Source organism: Amylibacter sp. IMCC11727 (genome assembly GCF_029854195.1).
Taxonomy (GTDB): domain Bacteria; phylum Pseudomonadota; class Alphaproteobacteria; order Rhodobacterales; family Rhodobacteraceae; genus Amylibacter.
Window position 1 is genome coordinate 263,027 of the sequence record NZ_CP122960.1, and the last position, 12,301, is coordinate 275,327.

Annotated in this window: 12 protein-coding genes; 7 read left to right on the forward strand and 5 right to left on the reverse strand. The window is 51.3% G+C overall.

Annotated elements, in window-relative coordinates; all coding sequences use genetic code 11:
- Positions 1-47 precede the first annotated feature (47 nt).
- Positions 48-1,322, forward strand: a complete 1,275-nt coding sequence (locus QBD29_RS01400) for an ABC transporter substrate-binding protein (RefSeq protein WP_280099555.1) — start codon at positions 48-50, stop codon at positions 1,320-1,322.
- On the opposite strand, the gene QBD29_RS01405 is transcribed toward QBD29_RS01400, so the two are convergent.
- The 5 genes from QBD29_RS01405 to QBD29_RS01425 all read right to left on the reverse strand — a co-directional run bounded on the left by QBD29_RS01405 (position 1,310) and on the right by QBD29_RS01425 (position 6,504).
- Positions 1,310-2,026 carry an FCD domain-containing protein gene (locus tag QBD29_RS01405; RefSeq protein ID WP_280099556.1) on the reverse strand — a complete coding sequence of 239 codons (717 nt, stop codon included), beginning with the start codon at positions 2,024-2,026 and terminating at the stop codon, positions 1,310-1,312. The genes QBD29_RS01400 and QBD29_RS01405 overlap by 13 nt on opposite strands.
- Positions 2,027-2,128: 102 nt before the next feature.
- The gene (gene glnT, locus QBD29_RS01410) at positions 2,129-3,463 is read right to left on the reverse strand and encodes a type III glutamate--ammonia ligase (protein WP_280099557.1); all 1,335 of its coding nucleotides are present in this window, start codon (positions 3,461-3,463) and stop codon (positions 2,129-2,131) included.
- 78 nt (positions 3,464-3,541) lie between these two features.
- Entirely contained in the window at positions 3,542-4,879 is a 1,338-nt protein-coding gene (locus QBD29_RS01415; RefSeq protein WP_280099558.1) for an FMN-binding glutamate synthase family protein, read from the reverse strand.
- A 12-nt stretch (positions 4,880-4,891) separates the two neighbouring features.
- Entirely contained in the window at positions 4,892-5,575 is a 684-nt protein-coding gene (locus tag QBD29_RS01420) for a GXGXG domain-containing protein (RefSeq protein ID WP_280099559.1), read from the reverse strand.
- A complete protein-coding gene (locus QBD29_RS01425) occupies positions 5,575-6,504 on the reverse strand; it encodes a glutamine amidotransferase family protein (protein WP_280099560.1) in 930 nt (309 codons plus the stop codon). Before QBD29_RS01425 ends, QBD29_RS01420 begins: the two co-directional genes overlap by 1 nt.
- A gap of 200 nt (positions 6,505-6,704) precedes the next feature.
- Here QBD29_RS01425 and QBD29_RS01430 point away from each other — a divergent pair, with 200 nt between their 5' ends.
- The 6 genes from QBD29_RS01430 (at position 6,705) to QBD29_RS01455 (ending at position 12,297) form a co-directional block, all read left to right on the forward strand.
- The gene (locus QBD29_RS01430; protein WP_280099561.1) at positions 6,705-8,102 is read left to right on the forward strand and encodes an ammonium transporter; all 1,398 of its coding nucleotides are present in this window, start codon (positions 6,705-6,707) and stop codon (positions 8,100-8,102) included.
- 21 nt (positions 8,103-8,123) lie between these two features.
- Entirely contained in the window at positions 8,124-8,297 is a 174-nt protein-coding gene (locus QBD29_RS01435; protein ID WP_280099562.1) for a hypothetical protein, read from the forward strand.
- 165 nt (positions 8,298-8,462) lie between these two features.
- On the forward strand, positions 8,463-9,611 hold the full coding sequence (locus QBD29_RS01440; protein ID WP_280099563.1) for an aminomethyltransferase family protein: 1,149 nt from the start codon (positions 8,463-8,465) through the stop codon (positions 9,609-9,611).
- Between the two features lie 61 nt (positions 9,612-9,672).
- Complete coding sequence (locus QBD29_RS01445) at positions 9,673-10,269, forward strand: dimethylamine monooxygenase subunit DmmA family protein (RefSeq protein ID WP_280099564.1); 597 nt, start codon at positions 9,673-9,675, stop codon at positions 10,267-10,269.
- The gene (locus QBD29_RS01450) at positions 10,266-11,228 is read left to right on the forward strand and encodes a PDR/VanB family oxidoreductase (protein ID WP_280099565.1); all 963 of its coding nucleotides are present in this window, start codon (positions 10,266-10,268) and stop codon (positions 11,226-11,228) included. Before QBD29_RS01445 ends, QBD29_RS01450 begins: the two co-directional genes overlap by 4 nt.
- Before the next feature lies 1 nt (position 11,229).
- The gene (locus QBD29_RS01455; protein ID WP_280099566.1) at positions 11,230-12,297 is read left to right on the forward strand and encodes a DUF3445 domain-containing protein; all 1,068 of its coding nucleotides are present in this window, start codon (positions 11,230-11,232) and stop codon (positions 12,295-12,297) included.
- The last annotated feature ends 4 nt before the right edge of the window (positions 12,298-12,301 follow it).

Here is a 12,301-nt window from a genome sequence, read left to right on the forward strand (position 1 = left end):
TTTAAAGACTATGGTTCAATACCTGTCAAGCATTAGGAAGGAAATAGATGTCTAGCTTTGCAGAATTTCTGACCCTTACAGGGCAGTTGCCCAAGCTCGATCCTTTGGGGCAAAGTACTGTAAAGATTGGGTTTTTGGGGCCGCTGTCTGGACCAGTTGAAAGCTGGGGAGCACCTGGTTTGAACGGGTGTGAAATTTGGGTGGATTGGCTCAATGCTGCGGGTGGTCTGTTAATTGGGGGCCAGCGACGCAAAGTGGAACTTGTTTCTTATGATTGCGGCGTGGATCCAAGCGAAGCTCGAATCGGTGCCGAACATTTGGTTTTGGAAGAAAAGGTTAGCCTTTTGATGATGTTGGGTGGGTCGGCTTTGCAATCCATTCAACTGTTTTTGACAGATCATAAGGTTCTGACCTCCACCTTATTGCCTAGCGATTTGTCGCCTGACACCCCTTACGTCATAGCACCAAGTGAAGTGCATCCTGTTTATAATGTTACGGGTGTGGATTGGCTGTGTCGCACGCAAAAACCCAAATCTGTGGCCCTTTGTGCGCAAACAGATGCGATGGGACTGCCTTCACTCGCAACGTATCGCGCTGCGTTCGCGGCGCGAGGCGTAAATATTGTTGAAGAGATTCAATATGATCCGCAGGAGAAGAGTGGTCACGCCATCGTCTCCAAAATGATCGCAAGCAACCCAGATGTTTTGTGTTGGTGTACCAGCTATTCGCCAATGGTTCATGCCCTTACAAAAGCGGCTTATGATCTGGGGTATTCAGGGCAAATCCTGTCTTGTACGGCGGATAATTACACCGATTTGGTGGAACAGACATCCAAAGAATTCATGGAAGGATTCACCTTTCAATTCCCCGACTTTGACGATCCAGCTTTGGCAGAAAAGGATTTCTTTTTCCACCAGCCGAAGAAGTTTTTTGAGGAATATAACAGGCGATTTCCCAATTCTTGGTCCGCGGTAAGCTGGGAGTATGTTGCGATTCTTGACATCTGGCACGCCGCCGTTGAACAGGCGAGCAGCGTATCGTCGATGTCTGTACTTGCAGCGATGAAGCAGCTTGGCCAAGTGTCCCATGCCTTTAGCGATGCAACGTGGTGGGGCAAAGACTTGTTTGGGATTCAAAATGCGCTGATTGGCGATTGGCCTGTGGTGCAAATTCACTCTGGTAAGGCGCGCATCGTTGCCTTTGAATCCATCGAAACATGGCTTGATGAACATCAGCCTTTGTTGCAGCAGGAAATGGAAAAATTGGGCCAGATGTGGTTTCAACGACTGGGCGCTGGAACGCCTGAATATCAGTTTTCCTGAAGCATCAACCGCTGTTCTTCGATCAAATGCAGCTTAATAAACTCGACCGCTGCTTCTGTGTCGCGTGCGGCGAGCGCGTTGAACAAGCTGTTGTACCGTTTCTGATAGGTTTGAATACGGGCAGGCGTTAAATACCTACGCAAATGCGCAGCGCGAAAGCTTTGACGGCAAGAGTCTATGACCAGCCCGTAACACCCTACGATAAGTGGATTGCCTGTTCCGCTTGCCAATTTTTGGTAAAACTCTTCTTCCAGTCGCACAAATTGATCAGCGTCTGATTGGATCGCTTCCATCTTGCTCAGCGTTTCACCCAAAGATTCGATATCATTAGGCGGCATGTTCATGACAGCCAATCGCACCATATCTGGTTCAAGGATTCCGCGAATGACTTGTAAATCCAGTGGGCTGCTTTGCGCAGCTATTTCTGAAGGGGCCGATGCTGCCAGTGTTTCCGAATTAACAAACCGCCCGCTGCCTGCGCGTCTGCGGATCAGTTCGTGGGTTTCCAAAACGTCCAAGGCTTCGCGCACAGTATTACGGGCAACCCCAAGCTCTGCGGCCAAAGTTCGTTCTGAGGGAAGTCTTTCATCCACCACATAAGTCCCGTTTTGGATGCGCGAATAAATGGCATCCACAACGATCTGCACCGTTGCGCCGATCGAATGTGCGCTGACAAAGCGGGAAGGGGACAAGTGTGTGGTCATTCCTTATCCTATCGTAATTCCGTGTTCTGTATCCACACCCATTTCATACAAAAAAGCCGCACTGTTTCCAGCACGGCTTTGCTTGTTTTTGTTGGGTCCGATTTAGATATCGAGCGTATTCGCGCGTTCCCACTCGGAGAAGTGTGAGCAGAAGTCGTTCCACTCTTGATGCTTCATCTTCATGTAAGCGTTAGAGAACTCTTCACCCATAGAAGCCTTCAGTTCTTTGTCGCGGTTGTAAGCGCGCAAAGCGTCGAGCATGTTCAGTGGCAGTTTTGGTGCGCCGCGTACTTTGTGGCCCTCTGCGTACATGTCGATGTCGTGGCGTTTGCCAGGATCCGCTTTGGAGCGTACGCCAGACAGGCCGGCAGCGATGATAACCGCTTGCAGCAAGTATGGGTTCACCGCACCATCTGGAAGACGCAATTCGAAACGGCCTGCGCCTGGTACGCGAACCATGTGCGTGCGGTTGTTGCCTGTCCAAGTCACCGTGTTTGGTGCCCATGTGGCCCCAGACATTGTGCGCGGCGCGTTGATACGTTTGTAGCTGTTCACCGTAGGGTTGGTGATCGCTGCAAGGGCAGAGGCGTGCTTCATGATACCGCCAAGGAAGTGGCGACCTTTTTCAGAAAGACCCAATTCTGTTGTCTGGCTTTCGTCGCTGACAGGAGCTGCAAAAACGTTTGTTTTAGCGGCAGAGCCAGGTGCATCCCATACGGAGATGTGGGCGTGGCAGCCGTTCCCTGTCAGACCTTCTACAGGCTTAGGCATGAATGTGGCGCGGTAGCCGTGCTTTTCCGCAACAGTTTTCACCATGAACTTGAAGAAAGAGTGCTTGTCAGCAGTCTTCAACGCGTCATCGTAGTCCCAGTTCATTTCCCACTGGCCGTTCGCGTCCTCGTGGTCGTTCTGGTAGGGGTTCCAGCCCATTTCCAACATGTAATCAGAAATTTCGCGGATCACATCCATGCGGCGCACAAATGCCTGCTGGTCGTAACAAGGCTTGGCCGCTGTATCAAATGGGTCAGAAATCTTGTCGCCTTCTGGTGTCAGCAAGAAGAACTCAGCCTCGATGCCTGTTTTAACGTGCATGCCTTCTTCGGCTGCTTCGGCAATCAAGCGACGCAAAACGTTCCGTGGGGCTTGAGCAACGTCTTCGCCTTCCATTACGCAGTTGCCTGGCACCCAAGCCACTTCTTTGTTCCATGGCAGAATAATCACCGACTCTGGATCAGGCACAGCCAGCATATCTGGGTGCGCTGGAGTCATATCCAGCCAAGTAGCAAACCCTGCAAATCCAGCGCCGTCTTCTTGCATATCTGCAATCGCGCGCGCAGGAACCAATTTGGCCCGCTGTCCACCGAACAAATCGGTAAAGGAGATCATGAAATATTTTACGCCGTTTTCTTCGGCGAACTTTGCGAGATCAGTTGTCATGTGATCACTCCCTGATTTTATCTTTGTTAACTGTGATTGAAAAAGGCGCGTGTCACAAGACCGCGCCTTTTTAGAGACTTAGAAAGATGTGTTTGGTTTGCCTGGGTACCAGTTGGTCCCGGCCAATGGAACTTGCGCCATTGCTGCCGCTTCCATTGTCAAAGCAACCAGATCTTCTGGCTCCAGATTGTGCAGGTGGTTTTTACCACAAGCGCGCGCAATCGTTTGAGCCTCGAGAGTCATCACCTTGAGGTAGTTGCGCAAGCGGCGGCCACCTTCAATCGGGTCAAAGCGCTTCATCAGCTCTGGGTCTTGTGTTGTGATACCAGCAGGGTCTTTGCCCTCGTGCCAGTCATCATATGCACCTGCAGTTGTTCCGAGCTCATTGTACTCTTTTTCCCACTTTGGATCGTTGTCCCCAAGCGCGATCAATGCAGCTGTACCAATTGCAACTGCGTCTGCACCCAGCGCCATTGCTTTGGCAACGTCAGCACCAGAACGGATACCACCAGACAGGATCAGTTGAACCTTGCGGTGCATACCGAGGTCTTGCAGCGCTTGAACCGCTGGACGAATGATTGCCAGTGTTGGCTGACCAACGTGTTCGATGAACACATCTTGTGTCGCCGCTGTACCGCCTTGCATACCGTCCAAAACAACCGCATCCGCACCTGCTTTGACCGCCAGTGTCGTGTCATAGTACGGGCGTGCGCCTGCAACTTTTACATAGATCGGCACTTTCCAACCTGTGATTTCGCGCAGTTCGAGGATTTTGATTTCCAGATCATCTGGGCCAGTCCAGTCAGGGTGGCGACACGCAGAGCGCTGGTCGATGCCTTTTGGCAGGTTACGCATCTGTGCAACACGATCTGAAATCTTTTGGCCCAACAGCATACCGCCGCCACCTGGCTTGGCGCCTTGGCCAACCACGATTTCAATTGCGTCTGCTTTGCGCAGATCATCAGGGTTCATACCGTAACGGGATGGCAGGTATTGATAAACCAGCTTGCTGGAGTGGCCCCGTTCTTCGGGTGTCATGCCGCCATCACCTGTGGTGGTAGATGTGCCCGCTTCGGACGCACCACGGCCCAATGCTTCTTTGGCAGGGCCGGACAGCGCACCAAAGGACATACCAGCGATGGTGATTGGAATATCCAATTCAATCGGATTTTCTGCATGCAGACCACCGATGGTTACGGACGTTTCACATTTTTCACGGTAGCCTTCCAAAGGGTAACGAGAAATCGAAGCACCCATGAACAAAAGGTCATCAAAGGACGGAACTTTGCGTTTCGCACCACCACCACGGATATCATAAATCCCTGTGGCTGCTGCGCGACGGATGTCACTGTTGATGTCTTGTGTAAACGTTGCCGATTGGCGCGGTGTTGTGTTTGGGATCTTATTGTCAGTCATGTCTTAAAACCCTTAATACGCGCCAGCGTTGTCGACGTCGAAGTTGTAGAGGTTCCGTGCGGAACCATAACGAGTGAATTCGGATGGGTCGGCATCAATGCCTGCTTCATCCAGCAAACCTTTCAAGATTTCGATGTGCTCTGGACGCATCTCTTTCTTTTCACAATCTGCACCGAGGCTTTTTACCGTACCGCGTACAAAGAAACGCGCTTCATAGCAGCTATCGCCGAGCGCATCGCCAGCATCGCCACACACCACGAGGTTGCCTGATTGGCCCATGAACGCGGCCATGTGACCGATGTTGCCTTGGACCACAATGTTCACGCCTTTCATGGAAATTCCACAGCGTGATGATGCGTTGCCTTTGACCACGATCAAACCGCCATGGCCTGTCGCACCCAAATACTGGCTTGCATCACCTTCGATGACAATTTTGCCAGACATGATGTTTTCACCTGTGCCTGGACCAGCGGACCCGTGAACATGCACAGTCGCCTGTTTGTTCATACCACCACAGTAGTAGCCAGTGGAGCCTTTGACGTTCACCTCGATCGGCGCGTCCAGACCCACCGCGATGGCATGTGCCCCGCGTGGATTGACAACTTCCCAAACCGTTTGGTTGGTGTCTTCAGCTTGTGCGTGAAGGGTTTTGTTCAGTTCGCGCAGACCCTGCGCTTCAAGATCGAAACTTTGCATTAGGCTGCCTTTTCTTGTGCAGTTGGGGCCCCGTTGTGGCTCCAGAAGTAAACAGTTGCGGGCTCTGGCTCCCAGACGCGAGCGTCTTCGATACCTGGCAGGTTCACCAGTGCGCGGTATTCGGAACCGAAGGCCACATACTGGTCTGTTTCTGCCATAACCGCTGGCTTACAGGCGATTGGGTCACGAACAACGCCAAACCCGTCTTTTGTGCCAACAACAAATGTGAAGAAGCCGTCAAGGTCATCCAAAGAGCTTTCAAGCGCTTCACCCAAAGTGGAGCCTGTCTGCATTTTCCATGTCAGATATGCAGCACCCACCTCGGTGTCGTTTTCGGTTTCAATGTGAACCCCTAGACGACGCAGTTTGCGGCGCAGGGAGTTGTGGTTGGACAAAGAACCGTTGTGAACGAGGCACTGATCATCGCCCGTGTTGAACGGGTGCGCACCCATTGTTGTCACAGCTGATTCTGTGGCCATGCGTGTGTGACCGATTCCATGAGAACCGCTCATTTGACGCACTTCAAAGCGTTCTGCCACTTTTTCTGGCAGACCAACCTCTTTGAAAATTTCCAAAGATTCGCCACGGCTCATCAAGCGCAGTTCAGGGTGATTTTCGGCCAAATAGGCACGGGCCGTTGCCATCTGATCGGCGTTGATTTCCAGCACAGCATGTGTGTCTTTCACGTGCATGCTGACCTTGCCTTTTACAGCGTCACGCAGGGCGTTATCCAGCTTGTGAAACGAAGTATCTGGATCATCAGATTGTACAGTAAGTTTCACCTTACCCTCTGATTCTCCACCGTAAATTGCGATGCCAGCACTGTCTGGACCACGGTCCGTCATAGTGATCAGCATGTCAGTCAACATATCGCCCAGTTTTGGCTCCAGCGATTTGTCTTTTAGAAAAAGTCCGACGATCCCACACATGGTTCAACGCCCTCCCGAAGATCAGTTTAAATCGACTCAAACGCTAGCATTGTTTTCAAAAGCGCTCAACCACTAGGAAACTTTTTTTCATAATAGTTAAAAAAAATCTAGCCAGAATGAAATTCTCGTGTTTGACTACTAATAATGCCGCGCACGCGTATACGACGGCATGCCTAACAACAGTGGAAAGGGAGTTTACTGTGGAAGAACAAATCGCAGCATTGGTCGCGAAAGTGGCCGAGCTAGAGGCGGCAGGTGCGGGTGCGAAGGTCACCAACACGATGTTTGCCGAGACATTTTATTATCTAACGATTCCGTTGATGATCATCATTCACGCAGGGTTCCTTGCGTATGAAATGGGTGCATCACGGATGAAGAACGTGCTCAGCTCAGGCGTCAAAAACATTCTCGCCTTTGCGTTCATGATTCCAACATTCTACTTCTTTGGCTGGTGGGTCTATTGGGGCTTCCCAACAGGTTTGACCTTCGCTGAAGGTCCTGCAGGTATCTCTGGCGCAGCTTATGCGAGCTCCATCGCTTGGGGTTGGGGTGAATCTGCACAATACATGGGTCCGAATATTGCCGACCAAGCGTCTGGTGTGTTCTTTGGCGCCTTTGCATTGTTTGCAGCGACAACTGCTTCCATCATGTCTGGTGCTGTGATTGAACGCATTCAAACAGTTGGCTTTGTTATCCTCGCGATCGTGCTCGGCTCATTTGCTTGGGTTGTTGCAGCGGCTTGGGGCTGGCACGCAGACGGCTGGATGGTTACAAAATTCGGCGTTCATGACTTTGGCGCGGCGGGCCTTGTACACGCGGTTGCTGGTTTCTTTGCGCTTGGCGTTTTGATCAACCTTGGGCCACGGATCGGCAAGTTCAACGCGGACGGTTCTGCAAACCACATTGCGGGTCACAACATGCCAATGACAGTCGTCGGCTTGATGTTGATCATCGTTGGTTTCTGGGGCTTCCTCATGGCTTGTGTGATCGTACCGGGCGAAGCATGGAGCTGGTTCGGTGACAAACCTGCAACCATCTACGGTACGCCAATCACACTGTCTGCTTTGTCCTTTAACATCTTGATGGCGATTGCTGGTGGTATCATTGGCACTTGGATCATGACACGTGATCCGTTCTGGATGATGTCTGGTGCGCTTGCAGGGATTATTTCCACAGCTTCTGGCTTGGATATCTACTTCCCTGGTCTAACGTTCATCGTCGCATTCTCTGCAGGTCTGATTCTGAAGATGTGTGCGGATTGGTTGGAGCGCCGTGGTATTGACGATGCCGTTGGTGCGGTCACCGTACACGGTACGATCGGTCTTTATGGTGTGGTTATGCTCGGCATCTTCGCGTCTGGGTACCCAGCGCTTCAAGGCGAAGACGCACCAACAATCAGCTTGATGGGTCAAATTATCGGCGCGGTTGTTTTCTTCCTTCTTGGCTTTGTTCCGGGCTACGTGTGTTCCTTCATCCTCAAGATGTTCGGAATGCTGCGTGTGCCAGAAGGTGCAGAACTCGCGGGTATGGATACTGTTAAGGTTCCTGCTCAGGGCTACCCAGAGGGCATTCCAGCCTCTGCGGCTCCAGCTGAATAATCTTAGAAAAGGAGAAAACACATGGGTTTTCCATATGACAAAGCTGACTGGTCAGTCGTAGATGGCGCAATGTTCATTGGTTGGGGCAGCTCAATGCCCGGCCTCTACACAGCCATTGCTGCCGCGATCTGCGTTGCTGTTCTCGTGATCGGTCACGGGAAAGAAGCGAAAAAAGCGAAAAAATTCGACAAATAATCGAAGTAAAACCTGAAAGGGCCGCTCTCTGGGCGGCCCTTTTTTATGCCTCACCCGAAAAAATATTGCCTCTCAGGAAAATATTTTGCATCTCATTCTTGCTTTTTGGGATGGTCTGAGGCTGAATACGCACAAATAAAGACTCACAACGACAGGGAAAAAATCATGGCAATTATCTGGAGACATTCCGCACTGGCACACCGTCACGCTGAAATTGGCGGCGAGCTGGAAGATTGGAACGGCATGGGCACGGCTTGGTTCTACGACCACACACCAGAGCGTGCAAAAGCCGATTACGAAGCAATCCGTACCAAGGCGGGTCTTATGGACGTGTCTGGTCTGAAAAAAGTACACCTTGTTGGTGAAGACGCTGCTTACGTGATCGACCGCGTAACAACGCGCAACGTTGAAAAGATCGGCGTTGGCCGTTCCACTTATGCGTCTATTTTGAACTCTGAAGGTAAGTTCATTGACGATTGCATCATCTATCACCTCGCGGTGAACACATGGATGGTTGTACACGGCACAGGCACAGGCATGGAGCAGCTGACATCTGTGGCAGCGGCGAAAAACGTTGCTGTGATCATGGACGACGATCTGCATGATATGTCTTTGCAGGGTCCAGTGGCTGTTGATTTCTTGGCCAACCACATTCCAGGTATTCGTGATCTGGCTTACTTTGGCATCATCCACACAAAATTGTTTGGCAAAAACGTCATGATTTCCCGCACCGGTTACACGGGTGAGCGTGGTTATGAGATTTTTGTTGCCGCAAAAGATGCAGTCCATGTTTGGGACAACATTTTGGCCGAAGGCGAAAGCATGGGTATCCGTCCATGTCAGTTCTCAACGCTCGATATGCTGCGGATCGAAAGCTACCTGCTGTTCTATCCGGGTGATAACTCTGAAACCTTCCCGTTCGACAACGAGCCATGTGGCGACACGATTTGGGAGCTGGGTCTGGAATTCACAGTGTCTCCTGGCAAAGAAGGCTTCATCGGTGCCGAAAACCACTATGCTTTGGAAGGCAAAGAACGTTTCAAAATCTATGGTGTTCAGCTGTCCGACAGCATGGAGCAAATGGAAATGCACGCTCGTGTTATGCACGAAGGTAAAGACGTTGGCGTTATCACCTACGGCCTGTCTTCCGAGCTGAACAACTATTCTGTTGCGATCGCCCGTCTTGACCCATCCGTGGCAAAAGCAGGCACAAAGCTGACAGTTGTACAGCCAAACGGAACAGAGCTGGCAGCAACGGCAGAAGAAATGCCATTCTACGATAAGGAAAAGGTCATTCGCGCAGCGAAAGGCTAATTTCACAAAACACGCAGGCGCGGGGGAGACCTCGCGCCTAACTTGTCTTGACGAGGACTAAATGTCGAAATTCGAATTTCCACCTTCTATCCGCAGCCGTCCAGTTTACGGCACGCTTGAACCCCGTGCGGGCAAACACCATCTGATGATCGCTGACGCCGAAGGTGCCGAAGCGATCTTGGACATTGCTACGCCAGAGCTTATGGCAAAAACGCATATCATCTACATTCCGCGTGGAGCTGATTATTCCGAAAAACTTAAGGCGCTAAACCCGTCACAGTTTTACGAAGGTCCGTCCTATGCGGCAGCTGTCACACGCATTCAGCGCGTTCTGCAAGACTCGCACATGGGTTTGCAGGTCTATCTGACTGGCACCGAAGGTCTGATGGGCCAAGCCCAGAACGAAGCGATGAAAGCGGGCATTCCGCACACCGCCATTCAAACAGAGCATCGCGGTTCAGTCGCGCGCCGTATGCAGTGCGTTCACTGCAAGGGCATCACCGAAGATGTGGAAGTGGATCCATTTGAGTGTTCCCACTGCGGCCTGAATCTCTTTGTGCGTGATCACTACTCGCGTCGTTTGGCCGCCTATCAAGGCGTCTGCATCGACGCCGAAGATCCTGGCAATGTTCCTGCATCGAAAGGAATTTACGAATGAGCGGCGCAGAAAAAATCGCAGTTCGCGTAACCGAAGTAACCCCGTTGAATGAACTGGTCACACGGTTCAAATTTGAACCCGTTGCGGGTGGTTTGTTGCCAACTTTTTCAGGTGGCGCACATACGGTTGTTGAAATGGAAGATGGCGGCGTAACGCGCCTGAACCCATATTCTTTGATGTCTGATCCGTTTGATCAAACAGCATACACCATTTCTGTACGTCGTGATGACGAAGGCCGTGGTGGTTCTGTATTCATGCACAAGAACGTATCAGTGGGCGACGAGATGACGATCTCTAACCCTGTGAACTTGTTCAGTCTTGATTTGCGGGCGAAAAAGCATCTGATGATCGCGGGTGGTATTGGCATCACGCCATTTCTTGCGCAGATCAAACAGTTGGATCGTGCCCACGGGAATTGGGAGTTGCATTACGCTTGCCGTTCAGAATCCCTTGGCTCTTACGTTGATTATCTGACGACAACACATCCAAACGATGTGAACGTTTATTACGACGACCAGAAACAAGCAATTGATCTGGAAAACCTGCTCGATGGTCAGCCTCTTGGCACCCACATTTATGTGTGTGGCCCGAAAGGTATGATTGATTGGGTGCGCGGTAAAGCCGAAGAACTCGGTTGGCCGCGCGAGGCTGTTCATTACGAAGAATTCCTCGCACCACAGCCTGGTAAACCGTTCGAAGTGAAACTCGCCGTTTCGAACAAAGTCATCCAAGTAGGCGAGCAAGAGAGCCTGCTGGAAGCCATGGAGCGTGAAGGTGTTGATGCACCTTATCTGTGCCGTGGTGGCGCGTGTGGCATGTGCGAAACATCCGTGATCGACTACTCTGGCAACTTCATTCATCGCGATCACTGGCTTGAAGATGATGAACATGCCTCTGGTAAGAAAATCATGCCCTGCGTATCCCGCTTTGAAGGCAAAACACTAGTATTGGACCGATAAGATGACGATACAATTTAACGACGAAACTTTCCGCGAAGACTACTCGTTCTATAACACAGAGCGTGCGATTAAACGCTTCCCGTTCCCATTCGACAAAGACAGCTACATGTATGCTGTGAACATGGAACAGCATCGTGGTGGCCCAGCAGATAGCGTTTACGAAAAACGCTTTGATGTGGATGAACACTACGTATCTGAAATGCGGGATCGCGCGATGGTTCTGGCCGATGATCCATTGCGTTGCCAATCCCTGCCGCACATGACCTTGGCGGGTTGGGATTTGCTGGAACTGATCATGGTGTCCAAATCCGAAGACTACCCTGATCTGTTCGAACTGCACCGCGATGGTGACCAATGGCGTTGGATCAACAAGCCGCTTGGCATTGATGATACCTTTACATTCATGGATGAAACCACGCTGCCTTACGGTCCAATGGAATACATCACACGTCAGTCGCAAGGTGATTTCTGCGTGCTGGACCAGCGCGATGATAACCTGTGGATGGATGCAGGGATGGTGACAACTCAGGCGGATTGGTCACTTGATTTTGACATTGGCATGAACTTTTTCGAATGGCACGCGCCAGTGCCATTGGCACATGAAAAAGGCATCTTTGTTCGGGCGTTGAAATTCTTGCTGAACATCCAGCAAGGTGCTCCTGCGCGGCGTCTGAACTGGACAATGACTGTGAACCCGCTGCTCGATACGTCCCCAGAAAACTACCACAAGTGGGGCATCCAAAAGACAGGTCTGACACCCGAGAACATCGGCTCTAAACAGCACCTGCGTGTGGAGCTGCAAACGTTCTATCGTTTGCCGCGGTCCAACGCGCTCGTCTTCCCGATCCGCTGCTATTTGTGCAGCTTTCAGGATCTGATGACAGTGCCCAAATGGGGTCGTCGTTTGCACCGTGTGATCCGTGATCTGCCTGAAGAGCTGGCAACGTACAAAGGCTTCATCGACAACCGTCCGATGATGCTTGATTACCTGTCTCAGTTTGATGATGGCCTGCCCACATCCGATGGCATCTGGCCAGAGCTAGACACAGAGCCACCGCTGCAAAAATAATCAG